The organism is Actinokineospora fastidiosa (genome assembly GCF_014648415.1).
GTDB classification, from domain to species: Bacteria; Actinomycetota; Actinomycetes; order Mycobacteriales; family Pseudonocardiaceae; genus Actinokineospora; species Actinokineospora fastidiosa.
Genome location: NZ_BMRB01000004.1, coordinates 414,377 through 432,045, shown reverse-complemented (window position 1 = coordinate 432,045; position 17,669 = coordinate 414,377). Strand labels below are relative to the sequence as shown.

The 17,669-nt window shown below is 71.4% G+C and carries 14 protein-coding genes; 10 read left to right on the top strand and 4 right to left on the bottom strand.

Annotated elements, in window-relative coordinates; translation table 11 throughout:
• Positions 1 to 9 precede the first annotated feature (9 nt).
• Complete coding sequence (locus tag IEY98_RS24025; protein ID WP_189212864.1) at positions 10 to 2,328, bottom strand: beta-xylosidase/alpha-l-arabinosidase; 2,319 nt, start codon at positions 2,326 to 2,328, stop codon at positions 10 to 12.
• 64 nt (positions 2,329 to 2,392) lie between these two features.
• On the bottom strand, positions 2,393 to 3,424 hold the full coding sequence (locus tag IEY98_RS24020; RefSeq protein WP_189212863.1) for a LacI family DNA-binding transcriptional regulator: 1,032 nt from the start codon (positions 3,422 to 3,424) through the stop codon (positions 2,393 to 2,395).
• A gap of 308 nt (positions 3,425 to 3,732) precedes the next feature.
• Here IEY98_RS24020 and IEY98_RS24015 point away from each other — a divergent pair, with 308 nt between their 5' ends.
• The 4 genes from IEY98_RS24015 (at position 3,733) to IEY98_RS24000 (ending at position 8,143) form a co-directional block, all read left to right on the top strand.
• The gene (locus IEY98_RS24015) at positions 3,733 to 4,986 is read left to right on the top strand and encodes an extracellular solute-binding protein (protein WP_229787317.1); all 1,254 of its coding nucleotides are present in this window, start codon (positions 3,733 to 3,735) and stop codon (positions 4,984 to 4,986) included.
• Positions 4,987 to 5,020: 34 nt separating this feature from the next.
• On the top strand, positions 5,021 to 5,890 hold the full coding sequence (locus IEY98_RS24010; protein ID WP_189212861.1) for a carbohydrate ABC transporter permease: 870 nt from the start codon (positions 5,021 to 5,023) through the stop codon (positions 5,888 to 5,890).
• Positions 5,887 to 6,762 carry a carbohydrate ABC transporter permease gene (locus tag IEY98_RS24005; protein ID WP_189212860.1) on the top strand — a complete coding sequence of 292 codons (876 nt, stop codon included), beginning with the start codon at positions 5,887 to 5,889 and terminating at the stop codon, positions 6,760 to 6,762. The genes IEY98_RS24010 and IEY98_RS24005 overlap by 4 nt, the downstream gene beginning before the upstream one ends.
• Before the next feature lie 145 nt (positions 6,763 to 6,907).
• On the top strand, positions 6,908 to 8,143 hold the full coding sequence (locus IEY98_RS24000; protein ID WP_189212859.1) for a S8 family peptidase: 1,236 nt from the start codon (positions 6,908 to 6,910) through the stop codon (positions 8,141 to 8,143).
• Between the two features lie 47 nt (positions 8,144 to 8,190).
• Here the strand turns inward: IEY98_RS24000 and IEY98_RS23995 are convergent, their stop codons facing one another.
• The gene (locus IEY98_RS23995) at positions 8,191 to 9,042 is read right to left on the bottom strand and encodes a 3-hydroxybutyryl-CoA dehydrogenase (protein WP_258907362.1); all 852 of its coding nucleotides are present in this window, start codon (positions 9,040 to 9,042) and stop codon (positions 8,191 to 8,193) included.
• 52 nt (positions 9,043 to 9,094) lie between these two features.
• Positions 9,095 to 12,322, bottom strand: coding sequence for a fused isobutyryl-CoA mutase/GTPase IcmF (icmF, locus tag IEY98_RS23990; protein ID WP_189212857.1), 3,228 nt, complete (start codon positions 12,320 to 12,322; stop codon positions 9,095 to 9,097).
• 123 nt (positions 12,323 to 12,445) lie between these two features.
• Here icmF and paaI point away from each other — a divergent pair, with 123 nt between their 5' ends.
• The 6 genes from paaI (at position 12,446) to IEY98_RS33180 (ending at position 17,309) form a co-directional block, all read left to right on the top strand.
• Positions 12,446 to 12,814: a hydroxyphenylacetyl-CoA thioesterase PaaI gene (paaI, locus tag IEY98_RS23985; RefSeq protein ID WP_189212979.1), complete on the top strand. Its 369-nt coding sequence runs from the start codon at positions 12,446 to 12,448 to the stop codon at positions 12,812 to 12,814.
• 11 nt (positions 12,815 to 12,825) lie between these two features.
• Positions 12,826 to 13,563, top strand: a complete 738-nt coding sequence (cobF, locus tag IEY98_RS23980; RefSeq protein WP_189212856.1) for a precorrin-6A synthase (deacetylating) — start codon at positions 12,826 to 12,828, stop codon at positions 13,561 to 13,563.
• 8 nt (positions 13,564 to 13,571) lie between these two features.
• Positions 13,572 to 14,402, top strand: a complete 831-nt coding sequence (locus tag IEY98_RS23975) for an ABC transporter substrate-binding protein (protein ID WP_189212855.1) — start codon at positions 13,572 to 13,574, stop codon at positions 14,400 to 14,402.
• Positions 14,363 to 15,229: an amino acid ABC transporter permease gene (locus IEY98_RS23970; RefSeq protein ID WP_189212854.1), complete on the top strand. Its 867-nt coding sequence runs from the start codon at positions 14,363 to 14,365 to the stop codon at positions 15,227 to 15,229. Before IEY98_RS23975 ends, IEY98_RS23970 begins: the two co-directional genes overlap by 40 nt.
• Positions 15,226 to 15,969: an amino acid ABC transporter ATP-binding protein gene (locus IEY98_RS23965; RefSeq protein ID WP_308425921.1), complete on the top strand. Its 744-nt coding sequence runs from the start codon at positions 15,226 to 15,228 to the stop codon at positions 15,967 to 15,969. The genes IEY98_RS23970 and IEY98_RS23965 overlap by 4 nt, the downstream gene beginning before the upstream one ends.
• Positions 15,970 to 16,235: 266 nt before the next feature.
• Entirely contained in the window at positions 16,236 to 17,309 is a 1,074-nt protein-coding gene (locus tag IEY98_RS33180; protein WP_189212853.1) for a serine hydrolase, read from the top strand.
• Positions 17,310 to 17,669: the final 360 nt, after the last annotated feature.

Below are 17,669 nucleotides of genomic sequence, written 5' to 3'. Positions count from 1 at the left end.
GGGACCTCCTCACAGAGCAGGTGAGACCTCGACGTCGGTCGTGAGAACGCGGTCGTGCCCGACGGATCGGACAGCGCCGGTGAGCCGGACCTCGCCGGAGAGCCGGGTGTCCGCGCTCGACGCTCCGATGTGGACGGCGAGCGCGCCCGGCTCGACCACCAGCCCGCCGCCGACCCCGGCGAACGCGGTCCGGTCGGCGTGCACGCGCATGCTGACCCGCTTCGCCTCGCCCGGGGCCAGCTCGACCCGCGCGAACCCGGTCAGCAGGCGGACCGGGCGGGCCACCGAGGCGACCGGGTCGTGCAGGTACAGCTGGACGACCTCGGCGCCCGCGCGCTCCCCGGTGTTCGTCACCGTGCACGAGACGGTGAACGCGCCGTCGGTCGGCACCTCGGTGGTGTCGAAGGCGAGGTCGTCGTAGGAGAACGTGGTGTAGGACAGGCCGTGGCCGAAGGCGTAGGCGGGCGTGGTGTCCGCGGCGGTGATGCCGCTGGGGGCGTCGAGCCGGGCGTGCAGGTAGCCGTGCGGCTGGCCGCCGGGGTGGCGGGGCACCTGGATGGGCAGCCTCCCGGACGGGTTGACCCGCCCGGACAGCACGCCCGCGACCGCCGCGCCGCCCGCCTCGCCGGGGAAGAACGCCTGGACCACGGCGGCCCGTCCGGACACGTCCAGCGCGTACGGCCGACCCGACAGCACCACCAGCACGACCGGGGTCCCCGTCGCCAGGATGGCGTCCAGCAGCGCGTTCTGCGCGCCGGGCAGCGCCAGGTCGGCGGCGTCGCAGCCCTCGCCGGAGGTGCCCCGGCCGAACAGCCCGGACCGGTCCCCGAGCGCGATGACGCACACGTCCGCCGCGGTCGCCAGCGAGACGGCCGCGTCGATGCCGGTGCGGTCATCGACGTCCACCGGGCAGCCGGGCTCGTAGAGCACCGACGACGCGGGGAACTCGTCCCGCAGCGCGGCCAGCAGGGTGGGCGCCTCGACGCCCAGCGGGACGTCCGGGTGCAGGGTGCCGACGTGGTTGGGGAAGCTGTAGCAGCCGAACAGCGACAGCACCTCGTCCGCGCACGGCCCGACGACCGCGATCCGCTCGGGCGCGGCCAGCGGCAGCGTGCCGTTGTCGTCCAGCAGCACCACGGACTTCTCCGCCAGCTCCCGCGCCACCGCGCGCAGCGCGGGCGGGGCGAGGTCGACCGCGTCGGCCGAGGTCGGCTCCCAGTCGGCGTCGAGCAGGCCCAGCTCGCACTTCTGCCGCAGCACCCTGGTCAGCGCCCGGTCGACCAGCTCCTCGGCGACCGCGCCCGAGCGCACCAGCTCGGCCAGCGGCTCGCCGTAGCAGCGCACGCTGGGCAGCTCGACGTCGATGCCCGCCGCCAGCGCCAGACCGGCGGCGGCGCCGGGCGAGTCGGCGACGCCGTGCATCGTCTCCAGGAACGACACCGCGAAGTAGTCCGCCACGACGACGCCCGCGAAGCCCCACTCCTCGCGCAGCAGCCCGGTCAGCAGGGTCGGGTCCGCCGCCGGGGGAACACCGTCGACAGCGGCGTAGGAGTTCATTACCGACCGGGCCCCGCCCAGCCGCAGCGCCATCTCGAACGGCGGCAGCAGCACGTCGCGGAACTCCCGGGCGCCCACCGACACCGGGGCGTGGTTGCGCCCGCCCCGGGAGGCCGAGTACCCGGCGAAGTGCTTGAGCGTGGCGACGATCCCGGAGGACTCCAGGCCGCGGGTGTAGGCCGCGCCGACCAGCCCGACCAGGTACGGGTCCTCGCCGATCGTCTCCTCCGTGCGCCCCCAGCGGGGGTCGCGGGCCACGTCCAGCACCGGGGCCAGGCCCTGGTGCACGCCGACCTCGCGCATGGTGCCGCCGATCAGCGCGGCCATCCGCTCCACGGCGTCGGGGTCGAAGGTCGCGCCCCAGGCCAGCGGGATCGGGCAGACCGTGGCCTGCCACGCGGTGAAGCCCGCGAGGCACTCCTCGTGCGCCATCGCCGGGATGCCGTGCCGGGAGTTGGCGACCAGCCGCCGCTGGGTCTCCGCGAGCACCTTCGCGCCGACCGACGGCTCCACCGGCCGGGTGCCGAACACCCGGGTGAGCTGGCCGAGGCCGGGCCGGGTCAGCTCGTCCCACGGCGGCAGCGGCTCGGCGAACTCGTGCTGGGCCGGGGCGACCTCCTCGTCGGTGTCGGACACGCCGACCCAGACACCGACGAGTTGGGCGAGCTTCTCCTCCAGGGTCAGCTCGGCGACGAGCAGCGCGACGCGCTCGTCCACCGGGCGCGCCGGATCGGCCCATGCGGCTCCGCTGGTGCGGGCGGGGATGGTCACAACACTCCTCGGGCAGGGCGGATCGGCGCGGTCTCGTGGACCGCGCCTTCGGGATCCGCGTTGATCAGTCGTTCGTGGTGGGGCTGTTGAGGGGCGGGCGGTCCGCCGGTGGTGCGGTGGTGGCGCGCACGATGAGCGGCGTGGCCAGCTCCAGGCGGTGGCTGCGCGGCGGCGTGCCCGCGATGAGGTCGGCGAGCATGCGCCCGGCCAGCCTGCCCATCTCGGCCAGCGGTTGGCGCACGGTGGTCAGCGGCGGGGCGGACCAGCGGGCCACCGGCAGGTCGTCGAACCCGACGACGCTCAGCGCGCCGGGCACGTCGAGGCCGAGCCCGCGCGCGGCCTCGATGACGCCCATCGCCTGCTCGTCGTTCCCGGCGAAGATCGCCGTGGGCGGCTCCGGCAGGGCCAGCAGCTCCAGCGCGTGCCGGTAGCCGCTCTCGTGGTGGAAGTCGCCGTGGCGCACCAGGTCCGGGTCGACGGCGATGCCCGCGCGCTCCAGCGCCGTGCGGTAGCCGTCTATGCGCGCCTTGCTGCACAGGAAGCCGTAGGGGCCGCCGATGACGGCGACGCGCCGGTGGCCCAGCTCCAGCAGGTGCTCGGTCGCGGCCAGCCCGCCAGCCCAGTTCGTCGCGCCGACGCTGGGCACGTCCGGGCTGGGCAGGTCCGCGGGGTCGATGACCACCAGCGGGACCCGGGCACGCTCCAGCAGCCGCAGGTCGGTCTTGGTCAGCTCGGAGGTCACCAGCAGCGCGCCCGCGCGCCGGGTGCGCACCAGCTTGGCAGCCCAGTCGCGGTTGCCCGCCATCGCCGAGACCACCGGCTCGACGCCGGACTCGACCACGCCGCGGATTATCTCCACGGCCCACGGGCTGTCGAGCGCGGTGAACACCAGGTCGACCACGACCGTGTCGGTGGCGGCGCGGCGCGCGCCGACCGGCACGTAGGCGTGCTCCTCCAGCAGCCTGCGGACCCGGGCGCGGGTCTCGGCGGCCACGTCGTCCTTGCCGTTGAGCACCTTCGACACCGTGGGCAGCGACACCCCGGCGGCCTGCGCGATGGTGGCCAGGGTCGGCCGCCGAGTGCGAGGTCCGGTCATAGCTTGTCCGCCTCCCCGGATTCATCCCTGCGTGTCATCGCTCCTCCTCGCCGATCTGCCAGCAGTTTTCTCGAAACCTCTCCGAAACACAAGAGCCAAGAGTTTCGGCAGATCGACACGCCCCGATACCAGCGAATATGCGCCTGAGCAGCGGATACTCGAAACTATTGCGATAGCGTGTGAGTCTTGACACGGGATTCGGACGGGCCTAATTTCCTCGCCGAGTCGGGGATATATCGAAAAACTTTCGGAAGGTGGGCGGTGCGATGAGGCGCCGATTCGGAACACGGCTTCGGGCCGTTGGCGCGGTGCTCGCCGCAGCCGCGCTGGCGGCCTGCGGCACGGCCGGTCCGGGCGCGGGCGGTGGCGCGCAGGAACCGGTCGTCATCTGGGCCCTGCAGGACGATGCGCTCAACAAGATCGAGCAGGACTCGATCAACCGCTTCGGCGCCGACCGCGCCAAGCTGGAGACCTTCGGCAACGACCCGTACAAGCAGAAGCTGCGGGTGGCCCTGGGCTCGCCGCAGGCCCCGGACGTGTTCTTCAACTGGGGCGGCGGCAACCTCAAGGAGTACGTCGACGCGGGCAAGGTCGCCGACCTGACCGGCCTGCTGGAGGCCAACCCGCAGCTGAAGTCGGCGTTCCTGCCGAGCGTGCTCGACGGGGCCAAGATCGGCGGCAAGCACTACGGCATCCCGATGCGCGGCATGCAGCCGGTGGTCCTGTTCTACAACAAGAAGGTGTTCGCCGAGGCGGGCGCGCAGCCGCCGAAGACCTGGGACGACCTGCTCGGCCTGGTCGACACGTTCAAGGCCAAGGGCGTCACGCCGATCGCGCTGGCCGGGTCGCAGGCGTGGACCGAGCTGATGTGGGCGGAGTACGTGCTCGACCGCATCGCCGGGTCCGAGGTGTTCCAGAACATCCGCGACAACGGGCCGCAGGGCTGGAAGGACCCCAAGGTCGTCGAGGCGATGACCGTGCTCAAGGGCCTGATCGACAAGGGCGCCTTCGGCGACAACTTCGCCTCCGTCGGCTACGACATCGGCGGCGCGTCCACCCTGCTCGCCCAGGGCCGCGCGGCCATGCACCTGATGGGCTCGTGGGAGTACACCAACCAGCTGAGCCAGAGCCCGGACTTCGTCAAGGCAGGCGACCTCGGCTGGGTCGCGTTCCCGTCCATCGCGGGCGGCAAGGGCCAGGCGGGCACCGTGGTCGGCAACGCGACGAACTACTACTCGCTGACCGAGGGCTCCCCGCAGCTGGAGGCCGCCAAGGAGTTCGTCTCCACCCAGCTGACCACGCCCGAGTACGTCAAGGCGCTCATCGACGCCGGTGACGTCCCCGCGGTCGCGGGCATCGAGGAGCAGCTCAAGTCCGCCCCGAACGCGGAGTACACCACCTGGGTCTACGAGCTGGCCAAGAACGCGCCGGTGTTCCAGCTCTCCTGGGACCAGGACTTGCCCGCCGACCAGGCCGAGTTCATGCTCACCCAGTTGCAGGAGTTCTTCCTGGGCAACCTGACCCCGCAGGCGTTCGCCGACTCGCTCGCCAACCGCGCCTGACCGACTGCCTGACCCACTCAGCGGAGACCAACTGATGACCACCGTCCGCCCGTCCCCGGCGTACGCGCTCCCCGCGTTCGCGTTCTTCGGGATCTTCGCCGCCCTCCCGATGGTCCTGGTCGTGTACCTGAGCCTGACGGCGTGGGACGGCCTGGGCACGCCCGCGTTCCTGGGCCTGGAGAACTGGTCGCGGCTGCTCACCGACGCCGCCGCGCGCGAGTCGCTGGGGCGGACGGCGGTGTTCATCGTGCTCACCTGGGCCGTCCAGACCCCCGTCGCACTGCTGATGGGGGCCTGGTCGGCGGGCAGGCAGCGCAACCGGGCGATCCTGAGCGCGCTGTTCTTCATCCCGCTGCTGCTGTCGACGGCCGCGATCGCCCTGCTCTGGCAGGTCCTGCTCGACCCGAACTTCGGCCTGCCGCAGTCGGTGACCGCGCTGCAGTCGATCGGCTTCCTCGGCGACCCGGAGATCGCGCTCTACACGGTCGTGTTCGTGGTGAGCTGGCAGTACATCCCGTTCCACGCGCTGCTGTACCAGGGCGCGGCCCGCAACATCCCGGTCGTGCTCTACGACGCGGCGCTGATCGACGGCGCGTCCCGCTGGGGCCGGTTCTGGTTCGTGACGCTGCCGCAGCTGCGCTACACCGTGGTGACCTCGTCGATCCTGATGATGGTCGGCTCGCTGACCACGTTCGACACCGTGCTGATCCTGACCAACGGCGGCCCGGGCACCGCCACCCGGATCGCCCCGCTTTACATGTACGACACCGGGTTCGCCGGGTTCCAGATGGGCTATGCGAGCACCATCGCGGTGCTGCTGCTCGTGCTGGGCACCGCCCTGTCGCTCATCACGATGAAGGTGACCCGCTTCCGCTCAATGCAAAGCCAGCAGGAGGGCCAGTGACCGCCGTGCAGATCCGACCCACGGTGAGGCAGGCGCCCCCGGTCCACCCGCGTCGACGCGCGCGGCCGAACCTGGTGGCGGGTGTCGGCGCCGCGCTGTGGCTCGTCGTGGTGATCGTCCCGCTGTACTACCTGCTCAGCGGGAGCCTGCGCAACCGGGGCGAGTACCTGACCGGCGACTCGCTCTCCCTGCCGGAGAACCCGACGCTGGACAACTACGCGACGGTGCTGGAGGGCGGGTTCGGCACCTACCTGCTCAACAACGTCATCGTGACGGTCGGGACGGTCGCCCTGGTGATCGCGCTGGCCGTCCCCTGCGCCTACGCGGTGGCCCGCAGCACGAGCGCCGTCGTGCGCTACGGCTTCACGCTGCTGCTGATGGGCCTGGCGATCCCGGCGCAGGCGACGATCATCCCGGTGTACCTGCTCATCACCCGGCTGCACCTCTACGACAGCCTGACCGCGATCATCCTGCCCACCGCCGCCTTCGCCCTGCCCGTGGCGACGCTGGTGCTGGTGAACAGCCTGCGGGACGTGCCGCGCGAGCTGTACGAGGCCCAGGAACTCGACGGCGCGTCCCCGCTGCAGACGCTGCGCCACCTGGTCCTCCCGCTGGCCAAGCCCGCGGTGATGACCGTGCTGATCTACACGGCGCTGACGGCGTGGAACGGCTTCCTGTTCCCGCTGGTGCTGACCCAGTCGACCGACACGCGGGTGCTGACCCTGGGATTGTGGGAGTTCCAGGGCCAGTTCGGCGCCAACGTGCCCGGCCTGCTGGCCGCGGTGACGCTGTCCGTGCTGCCGATCTTCGTGGTGTACCTGATCGGGCGGCGGTTCCTGCTGACCGGCCTCACCGCGGGCTTCGGCAAGTAGCGCTCCCGGACCGGTCCCGCCCGGGAGCGGGCCGGTGGACCGGGTCGCCCCCCGCTCCACCGGCCCTTGCAACCGGTCCACAACCCGGTCGCAACCGCGCGCGGTTCTCCTTGCGGATGTCCCGATTCCCGCATGGAGGAGACCGATGAAGCTCACCCGCAGGCTCGTCCTCGCCGCGGCCGTGGCCACCGCGCTCGGCGGCGTCGTCAGCCCGGTGGCCGCCAGCCCCACCGGGCTCGCGCTCGCCGACACCGCGCCCGGGCGCGTCACCACCGCAGCCGAGCCGATCCCCGACAGCTACCTCGCCCTGCTCGCCGACGAGCAGGCGTCCGCCGACGTGGTCAAGCGGACCGCCGACGAGGTGGCCCGCCAGTACGGCATCGGCATCGTCCACCTCTACACCAGCGCGCTGAAGGGCTTCGCCGTCAAGGCCGACGCCGAGCAGGCCCGCAAGCTGACCGAGGACAGGCGCTTCCGCGGCATCTGGCAGGACGCCGAGGTGCGCACCACGGCGCTGCAGGTGCAGACCAGCCCGCCGTCCTGGGGCCTCAACCGCATCGACCAGCGGTCGCTGCCCTTCGACACCAAGTACCACCACCCCAACACCGCGCCCTCGGTGAAGGCGTACATCATCGACACCGGCATCCGCTACACCCACCAGGAGTTCAACGGCCAGGCCATCTACGGCATCGACACCGTCGGCGGCGTGTTCCCGCCCGGCAACGACTGCCACGGCCACGGCACGCACGTGGCGGGCACCGTGGGCGGCCAGACCGTCGGCGTCGCCAAGGACGTGCAGCTGGTGTCGGTCCGCGTGCTCAACTGCGCGGGCTCGGGCTCCTACGCCGGGGTCATCGCGGGCGTCGACTGGGTGACCAACAACGCGATCATGAACCCGGGCACCCGGGCGGTGGCCAACATGAGCCTCGGCGGCGGGACCTACGCGCCGCTGAACACCGCCGTCGCCAACTCCATCGCCGCGAACGTGCACTACTCGGTCTCGGCGGGCAACTCCAACAACAACGCCTGCCTGCAGTCGCCCGCGAGCACGCCTGCCGCGACGACGGTCGGCTCGACCAACAGCAACGACTACCGCTCCGCGTTCTCCAGCTACGGCCCGTGCCTGGACCTGTTCGCGCCGGGCGGGTCGATCTACTCGGCGTGGGGCAGCTCCGACACCGCCTACGCCACGCTCAGCGGCACCTCGATGGCCGCGCCGCACGTGACCGGCACCGCCGCGCTCTGGCGGCACCGGTTCCCCGGCGACACGGCGTGGCAGACCGCGGCGGCCCTGGCCGACAACGCGACGCCCGGCGTCGTGGTCAACCCGGGCGCCGGGTCGCCGAACCGGCTCCTCTTCATGGGCATGGTCCCGGCGTAGGGCAGGGGGACGGGGGCCGGGCCGGGTCGGCCCGGCCCCCGTTGTGCTCAGTACTGGTAGAAGCCCCGGCCGGACTTCTTGCCCATGAGCCCGGCGTCGACCATGCGCAGCAGCAGCGGCGGCGCGGAGTACAGGGGCTCCTTGAACTCCTCGTACAGCGAGTCCGCGATCGCCTTGGTGGTGTCCAGGCCGATGAGGTCGGTCAGGCGCAGCGGGCCCATCGGGTGCGCGCAGCCCAGGATCATGCCCTTGTCGATGTCCTCGGCGGAGGCGAAGCCGGACTCCAGCATGCGGATCGCGGAGAGCAGGTAGGGCACGAGCAGCGCGTTGACGACGAAGCCCGCGCGGTCCTGGGAGGCGATGACCTCCTTGCCCAGCACCCCCTCGACGAACGCCTTCGCCCGGTCCTTGGTCTCCTCGGCGGTCAGCAGCGACGGGACCAGCTCGACCAGCTTCAGCACCGGCACCGGGTTGAAGAAGTGCACGCCGATGACCTGCTGCGGGCGGGCCGTGGCCATGCCCAGCTTCATGATCGGGATCGACGAGGTGTTGGAGGCGAAGATCGCCTCGGGGTCCTCGACGACCTTGTCCAGGGTGGTGAACACCTCGGTCTTGACCGACTCGATCTCCGCGACCGCCTCGACCACCAGCTGGCGGTCGGCGAACTCGTCCAGCGAGGTGGTGAAGCGCAGCCTGGCCAACGCGGCGTCGCGCTCGTCCGCGGTCAGCTTCTCGCTGCGGACCCCGCGCTCCAGCGACTTCTCGACCCGGGCGCGCCCGGCGTCCGCGGCGGCGCTGTTGACCTCGGCGACGACGACGTCGACCCCGGCCCGGGCGCAGACCTCCGCGATGCCCGAGCCCATCAGGCCCGATCCGACCACTCCGACGCGGCTGATCACCGGCTCCCCTTTCGTTCGGGCCCGCTTCTGGCGGGCCACGGCACAGTATCGCTCAGATATTGCGCCGGTACTGCCCGCCCACCTCGAAGAACGCCTCGGTGATCTGACCGAGCGTGCAGACGCGGGCGGCGTCCATCAGGACCTCGAAGACGTTCTCGTCGGTGCGGGCGGCCGCGCGCAGCCGGGCCAGCGCGTCGGCGGCCTCGGCGCGGTGCGCCTGCTGGTAGGCGCGGGTCCTGGCGACCTGCGACTCCTTCTCCGCCTCGGTCGCGCGGGCCAGCTCGATCTCGACGACCTGGTCCTCGTCGCCCTCCGGCGGCAGGAACGTGTTGACGCCGATCAGCGGCAGCGAGCCGTCGTGCTTGCGGTGCTCGTAGAGCATCGACTCGTCCTGGATGCGGCCGCGCTGGTAGCCGGTCTCCATCGCGCCGAGGACGCCGCCGCGGTCGGAGAGCCGGTCGAACTCGGCGAGCACGGCCTCCTCCACCAGGTCGGTCAGCTCGTCGATGACGAACGAGCCCTGCAGCGGGTTCTCGTTCATCGACAGGCCCCACTCGCGGTTGATGATCAGCTGGATGGCCATCGCGCGGCGGACGCTGGACTCGGTCGGGGTGGTGATCGCCTCGTCGTAGGCGTTGGTGTGCAGCGAGTTCGCGTTGTCGTACAGCGCGCACAGCGCCTGCAGCGTCGTGCGGATGTCGTTGAAGTTCATCTCCTGGGCGTGCAGCGAGCGCCCGGAGGTCTGCACGTGGTACTTCAGCTTCTGCGAGCGCTCGTTGGCCCCGTAGCGCTCCTTCATCGCCACCGCCCAGATGCGGCGGGCGACCCGTCCGATGACGGAGTACTCCGCGTCCATGCCGTTGGAGAAGAAGAACGACAGGTTGGGCGCGAAGTCGTCGATGTCCATGCCCCTGGCCAGGTAGGACTCCACGTAGGTGAAGCCGTTGGCCAGGGTGAACGCCAGCTGGCTGATGGGGTTCGCGCCCGCCTCGGCGATGTGGTAGCCCGAGATCGACACCGAGTAGAAGTTGCGGACCCTGTTGCGGATGAACCACTCCTGGATGTCGGCCATCATCCGCAGGCTGAACTCGGTGGAGAAGATGCAGGTGTTCTGGCCCTGGTCCTCCTTGAGGATGTCGGCCTGCACCGTGCCGCGCACGTTGGCCAGCGCCCAGGCGGCCAGCTCCTTGCGCTCCTGCTCGTCCGGCTGCCTGCCGTGCTCCTCGACGAAGGCGTCCACGCGCTGGTCGATCGCCGTATTAAGGAAGTAGGCCAGGATCGTCGGGGCGGGCCCGTTGATCGTCATCGACACCGAGGTCGTCGGCGCGGTGAGGTCGAAGCCCGCGTAGAGGGCCTTCATGTCGTCGAGGCTGGCGATTGAGACGCCCGAGGTGCCGATCTTGCCGTAGATGTCCGGCGGGGTGTCGGGGTCGCGGCCGTAGAGGGTCACCGAGTCGAACGCGGTGGACAGCCGGGTCGCCGGGTTGCCCTCCGAGAGCAGCTTGAAGCGGCGGTTGGTGCGGAAGGCGTCGCCCTCGCCTGCGAACATGCGCGCGGGGTCCTCGCCCTCGCGCTTGAACGGGAACACGCCCGCGGTGAACGGGAAGCGGCCCGGCAGGTTCTCCTTGCGCAGGAAGCGCACCAGGCTGGCGTCGTCGTCGAAGCGCGGCAGCGCCACGCGCGGGACCTTGTTGCCCGAGAGCGTCTCCCGCCAGAGCGGCGTGTGCAGCTCCTTGTCGCGGACCTTGACCACGAGTTCCTCGGCCCGGTACTGCTCGACGGTCTTCGGCCACTCCTCCAGCGCGACCCGGACATCGCGGTCGACCTTCTCGGCGGCGGCCTCGGCGACGCGGTCGAGGTCGGCGGACGGGTTGTCCTTGATGGCCCGGCGGGCCGTCTCCAGCGCCCGGTACTCGCGGACGGCGGCCACCTGCTCGTCGGTGCGGCGGTGGTAGGCGCGCACGGCGTCGGCGATGTCGGAGAGGTAGCGCTGGCGGGACAGCGGCACCACGCTGGCCGCGTGCCGGGAGGTCTTGGTCTCCACGCGCGGGAGCACGCCGTCGCCGAAGGCGACGCCCTTGGCCGCGAGGAGGCCGCGCAGCTCCTGGTAGAGGGCGGTGACGCCGTCGTCGTTGAAGGTGGCGGCGCTGGTGCCGTAGACCGGCATGTCCGACCACTGCGCGCCGAACGCCTCGCGGTTGCGCACGAGCTGGCGAGCCACGTCGCGGCGGGCGTCCTCGGCGCCGCGGCGCTCGAACTTGTTGATGGCCACGACGTCGGCGAAGTCGAGCATGTCGATCTTCTCCAGCTGCGAGGCAGCGCCGAACTCGGGCGTCATCACGTAGAGGGAGACGTCGACGAACGGCACGATGGCCGCGTCGCCCTGGCCGATGCCGGGGGTCTCGACGATGACCAGGTCGTGCCCGGCGGCCTTGCAGGCGGCGATGGCGTCGGCCAGGCCGCCGGGCACCTCGGTCTCGGCGCCCCGGGTGGCCAGCGAGCGGAAGAAGACCGGGCCGCCCTCGATGCTGTTCATGCGGATGCGGTCGCCCAGCAGCGCGCCGCCGCCCTTGCGGCGGGTCGGGTCGACGGCGATGACCGCCACCCGCAGCTTGTCCTGCTGGTCCACGCGCAGCCTGCGGACCAGCTCGTCGGTCAGCGACGACTTGCCCGAACCGCCGGTGCCGGTGATGCCCAGCACGGGCACCTCCCGGGACCCGGCCGCCTCGGTGACGACTTCGCGCAGGTCGTCGGGGATGCGGCCGTCCTCGATGAGGGTGATGGCGCGGGCGAGAGCGCGCTGGTCGCCCGCGAGCAGGGCCTCGGCGTCGACGTCGGCGGGCAGGGCGTGGTCGCAGGCCTCGACCATGGTGTTGATCATGCGGGCCAGGCCGAGGCGCTGGCCGTCCTCCGGGGAGAAGATCCGGGCGACGCCGCGCTCGTGCAGCAGGGCGATCTCGGCGGGCACGATGACGCCGCCACCGCCGCCGTAGACCTTGATGTGGCCCGCGCCCTCCTCGTTGAGCAGGTCGACGAGGTAGGTGAAGTACTCGACGTGTCCGCCCTGGTAGGCGCTGATGGCCACGCCCTGGACGTCCTCCTGCAGGGCGGCGGTCACCACCTCGCGGACCGAGCGGTTGTGGCCGAGGTGCACCACCTCGGCGCCCTGGCTCTGCAGGATGCGCCGCATGATGTTGATGGCGGCGTCGTGGCCGTCGAACAGGCTCGCCGCGGTGACGAACCGGACGGGGTTCGCGGGGCGGTGCAGCGGTGCGGTCATCGTCAGCCTCCTGCGGTCGGGTGACCCATTTAGTTTGACGTCCTACTGTCGGAAGGGCAACCAAGGTGTGGGCGACCTCATCGCCGTAGCATCACCCCGGTGATCCCCGAACCCGTGGTCCGCATGATGGCCGACGACACCGCGTCCACCGCACTGGGCATCGAGGTGGCGGGCGCGGGCCCCGGCTGGGCCGAACTGACGATGACTGTCACCGGCGCGATGGTCAACGGCCACGGCATTGGCCACGGCGGCTACGTTTTCCTCTTCGCCGACACCGCCTTCGCCTGCGCGTGCAACAGCCACGGGCCGGTCACCGTCGCCGCGGGCGCGGACGTGACATTTGTCGCTCCGGTGTACCAGGGCGACCGCTTGACAGCCCGCGCCACCGAGCGCACCCGCTACGGGCGCAGCGGCATCTACGACGTGACGGTCACCCGCGGTGACGAGGTGGTCGCCGAGTTCCGCGGTCGGAGCCGCACGCTCAACGGCTAAGTTCTGGCGCTATGCGCATCGAGGTAGTCGGGATCGGCGCGGGCGACCCCGACCAGATCACCGTCCAGGCCGTCGCCGTGCTGGGCCGGGTCGACGTGGTGTTCCTGCTGGACAAGGCGGACGCCGCGGGCGAGCTGATGGCCCTGCGCGAGGCGCTGATCAGCCGTTACGCCCCCCAGGCGCGGATCGTGCGCGGCGCCGACCCCGACCGCGACCGGGTGTCGCCGGGGTACACGGCGGCGGTGGACGACTGGCGGACCCGGCGCGCGGACGTGTGCGCGGAGATGGTCGGCGAGCTGGGGCCGGACGAGGTCGGCGCGTTCCTGGTGTGGGGCGACCCGTCGCTCTACGACAGCGTCATCGCGGTGCTGGAGGACGTGCGGTCGCGCGGGACGGACTTCGAGCTGGGCGTCGTCCCGGGCATCAGCAGCGTGTCCGCGCTCGCCGCCAAGCACGCCACCACGCTCAACCAGGTCGGCGGCGCGGTCCAGATCACGACCGGGCGGCGGCTGGCCTCGGGCTGGCCGGACGGGGTCGACGACCTGGTGGTGATGCTGGACGCGCAGTGCGCGTTCCTGGCCTATCCGGACGCCGAGATCCGCTGGGGCGCCTACGTCAGCACCCCGGACGAGATCCTCATCAGCGGGCGGGTGTCCGAGGTCGGCGAGCGGATCCGGCGCGAGCGGGAGGCGGCGCGGGCGTCCAAGGGCTGGATCATGGATACCTATCTCCTGCGCCGCCCGCGATGATGTCGGGCATGCGCATGACCGCCCTTCTCGGCGCACTCGTGCTCACCGCGTGCGCGCCGGTGGCCGAGCAGCCGACCCCGACCGGCCCGTCCTGCGTGAAGGCGACGCTGCCCACGCTCACCCCGGGCACGTTCACCTTCGCCACGGACGAGCCGGTCTACCAGCCGTGGTACCAGGACAACGACCCGTCCAACGGCCGCGGCTTCGAGTCCGCCGTCGCCTACGCGGTGGCCGAGTACCTGGGCTACGACCGCGGCGACGTCGTCTGGACCCGGGTGCCGTTCAACGCAGCCATCCAGCCGGGCAGGAAGACCTTCGACGCCAACCTGACCGAATTCTCGATCACCGAGGAACGCCGCCAGGCCGTGGACTTCTCGGCCCCGTACTACGACGTTGCGCAGGCGGTGATCACCCTGAGCTCCTCCCCCGCCGCCGAGGTGACCACCCTGGAGGGCCTGCGCGCGGTGAAGCTGGGCGCCCAGGTCGGCACCACCAGCTACGCCGCCGCGGCCGCCCTGGGCGCCGAACAGGACGTCGCGGTCTACAACACCAACGACGACGCCAAGGCCGCCCTCACCAGCGGCCAGATCGACGCGCTGGTCCTGGACCTGCCCACAGCGTTCTACATGACCTCGGCCGAGCTGACCGACGGCAAGATCGTCGGCCAGCTCCCGCGCGGCAACGGCAAGCCCGAGCAGTTCGGCATCGTGCTGGACAAGGGCAGCCCGCTGACCCAGTGCGTGTCCAGCGCGGTAGAGGCCCTGCGCGCCAACGGCATCCTCGCCCGACTGGAACAGGAGTGGCTGGCGAGCTCGACCACCGCGCCCGAGCTGCGGTGATCAGCGAGCTGCAGCGGGAGCGCCTGGCCTACCGGCGCTCCCGCGCCCGCCGCTCCACCCTGGTGGCGCTGGTCTCGACCCTGGTGTTCGCGGCGGCGGCGTACTTCGCGGTGACGGGCGCGCCGGGCTGGCCCCGGGTGCGCGAGTCGTTCCTGGACTGGGACGTCGCGGTCGCGTCGCTGCCGTCGGTGGCGGCGGGGCTGTGGCTCAACCTGCGGGTGCTCGTGGTGTGCGCGGTGGTGATCGTGGCGCTGGGCCTGCTGATCGCGTTCCTGCGCTCGCTGCGCGGGCCGGTGTGGTTCCCGCTGCGGGCGCTCGCCACGGCGTACGTGGACCTGTTCCGCGGGCTGCCGCTGCTGATCTGCCTGTACCTGATCGGGTTCGGCCTCCCCGGCCTGCGGCTCACCGGCGTCCCGAACGATCCGGTGCTGCTCGGCGGCATCGCGCTGGTGCTGGTGTACTCGGCGTACGTCGCGGAGGTGTTCCGCGCCGGGATCGAGTCCGTCCACCCGTCCCAGCTGGCGGCGGCGCGCTCCCTCGGCCTCGACCACCGCCGCACCATGCGCCTGGTCATCCTCCCCCAAGCGGTCCGGCGGGTGACCCCGGCCCTGCTGAACGACTTCGTTGCCCTGCAGAAGGACTGCGGCCTCATCTCGGTCCTGGGCGCGGTGGACGCCGTGCGGGCGGCGCAGATCTCGGCGGCCACGGCGTACGACTTCACCCCGTACGTGGTCGCGGGCCTGCTGTTCGTCCTGCTGGCCATCCCCTCCGCCCGCCTGGCCGACCTGGCGGCCCGCCGCGCGGCCCGCAGGCAGGGGGCGCTGTGACCCTGCTGTCGGTACGCGGCCTGGCGAAGTCCTACGGCGGCCGCCGCGTCCTGGACGGGATCGACCTCGACGTCGCCGAACACGAGGTGGTCGTCCTCATCGGCGCCTCCGGCTCCGGCAAGTCCACCCTCCTGCGCTGCGTGAACCTTCTGGAGGACCTAGACGACGGCCAGATCGTCCTCGACGGCGTCGACATCTCCGACCCCCGTCTGAACCCCGACATAGCCCGCCGCTCCATGGGCGTGGTGTTCCAGTCGTTCAACCTGTTCCCCCACATGACGGTGCTGGACAACATCACCCTCGCCCCCCGGGTAGTCCACGGCGTCCCCCGCCCCCAAGCCGAAGCCGACGCCCAGGCCCTCCTAGCCCGCGTAGGCCTCCCAGAGAAGGCGAACGCCTACCCCGACCACCTCTCCGGCGGCCAACAACAACGAGTGGCGATCGCCCGCGCCCTCGCCTACCACCCCCGCCTGCTCCTCCTGGACGAGATCACCAGCGCCCTAGACCCAGAACTGGTAGGCGAAGTCCTCTCCCTGGTCCGCGACCTGGCCACCACCGGTCGAACAATCCTGATGGCCACCCACGAGATGGGCTTCGCCAAACAGGTAGCCGACCGAGTGTGTTTCCTAGACGAGGGCAGGCTGGTGGAACAGGGCCCACCGTCCCAGATCCTCACCTCCCCCACCCATCCCCGAACCCGGCAGTTCCTCCACCGAGTCATAGAAGCGGGCCGCCTCTAACCCCGACGCCGCCCCACCGCACAACGAACCCATGCCCGTCCTGGCGTGCTGGTGGCCTTTGCACTTGTGGCCGTCGGCACCCACGGAGCTATGCCCACCCCCGAACCCTGCCCTGCCCCGCACGCCCATCTCCTTCCCGCCTCACGCACCCACCATCCCCGCCCACTGTCACCGCCTTCCCACTGCGCCCCGCGCCGGTCCCGCAGCCCGGAAGCAGATTCGGCAATCCACCACCAGACCGTCCACCGATACGGTTGGATGCCCACATGCGACTCACCCGCCGCACGGCGCTTGGACTCGGGACGACGACCGCGACGACCGCCCTCCTCGGCACCGTCACCGCACGAGCACAAGCCGCCCCCTCCGCCCCCGCCCCCACCCCCTCCCCCGCTGCCTCGACCGACGACGGGCCCAGCGACGCCCCTCCGACCACTCGGGCGGAGGCGCACCACGCCATCGCCTACCGGTACGCCTGGGAGACGCACCGTGCGGGCGGTGTGTGGTCGTCGGTGGTGTCGATGGCCGACGCCGACGGTCGGTTCGCCGATGTCGTCGCCGACGACGCCGACCGCGTGGTCGAGGCGTACAGCGTCAACAAGATCGCCGTGGCGGTGGCCGTCCTGGACAAGGTGGACCGCGGTCTGCTGCGACTCGACCAGCGGGTCGACGTCACCGCGGACATCGTCATCCAGGACACGGACGGGATCTTCGGGCTGGACGGCGCCTATCCCAGCTCGGTCACCCTCGGCCACGCCATGGCCGCCCTGCTGACGGTGTCCGACAACACCGCCGTCCGCCTGTGCGGCCTGGTCTGCCCGGCCCGAGAGCTGAACGACATCCTGCGCGCCAAGGGCTTCACCCACACGCAGGTCGTGCCGGTCACCAACCCGAACCGCTTCTTCCTGGGCACCACCACCCCTCGTGAGACGACTACTCTCCTGCACCGCCTGGCGGCGGGCGAACTCCTCACCGAGTCCTCGACCCGGTACCTGCTGAACGCGCTGCGCTCCCTCACCTCCTTCACCGACGGCATCCGCCTGCGCCTCACCTCCCCCGAGCGGCTGCGCGTGGCCACCAAGGCAGGCTGGTTCAACGACGGGCGCAACGAGGCAGGCCTCATCTTCACGCCCGAGGGCGCACCCGTCGTCAGCTACGCCCTGTTCGCCTCCGGCCCCTTCACCGGCGATGCCGCCACCAACAACGCCGACTTCGGCGCGACCCACCCCGCCCTCCGCGCCCGAGCAGGCCTGGGCCGCACCCTCATGGACGCCACCATCCACAACGGCACCACCACCGCCCACCCGCACCGCGCCAAGTACTCCCCCCGCAACGGCAACTAGCCCGCACTGCACAGCCCGCAGCACCTCGCTCGCCACGCCAACTGCCCACGTGCATCCCGCCGCTACTGAGGCGACCACCGGGCGCCGACCCGAACGCGGCATGACGGCGTTCGGGTCACAGTGCTGCGACCACGGCTGACAGGCATACCGCAGTCCACCCGCTAGCTGGGTAATCGCGCCGTCGGCGAGGTGGCGGGATGGACCTGGCGGCGGGCTACAGCGGTATCGGCGGACCGACAGTTGGCTGGGCTATCCAGCAGCAGGGTGGGTGTGGTGCCCGTTCCCCTGTGGGCCCAGAGTGGCCGGGATCTGTCGAATGTGGACTTCACGACAGTGCGCAGGTAGCCGCGCTGGCGCTCT

What these genes read in the sequence shown, in the direction of transcription:
- IEY98_RS24020 (WP_189212863.1), bottom strand. Translation starts at nt 3,424, where the DNA reads ATGACCGGACCTCGCACTCGGCGGCCGACCCTGGCCACCATCGCGCAG.
- IEY98_RS24010 (WP_189212861.1), top strand. Translation starts at nt 5,021, where the DNA reads ATGACCACCGTCCGCCCGTCCCCGGCGTACGCGCTCCCCGCGTTCGCG.
- IEY98_RS24000 (WP_189212859.1), top strand. Translation starts at nt 6,908, where the DNA reads ATGAAGCTCACCCGCAGGCTCGTCCTCGCCGCGGCCGTGGCCACCGCG.
- icmF (WP_189212857.1), bottom strand. Translation starts at nt 12,322, where the DNA reads ATGACCGCACCGCTGCACCGCCCCGCGAACCCCGTCCGGTTCGTCACC.
- paaI (WP_189212979.1), top strand. Translation starts at nt 12,446, where the DNA reads ATGATGGCCGACGACACCGCGTCCACCGCACTGGGCATCGAGGTGGCG.
- cobF (WP_189212856.1), top strand. Translation starts at nt 12,826, where the DNA reads ATGCGCATCGAGGTAGTCGGGATCGGCGCGGGCGACCCCGACCAGATC.
- IEY98_RS23975 (WP_189212855.1), top strand. Translation starts at nt 13,572, where the DNA reads ATGCGCATGACCGCCCTTCTCGGCGCACTCGTGCTCACCGCGTGCGCG.
- IEY98_RS33180 (WP_189212853.1), top strand. Translation starts at nt 16,236, where the DNA reads ATGCGACTCACCCGCCGCACGGCGCTTGGACTCGGGACGACGACCGCG.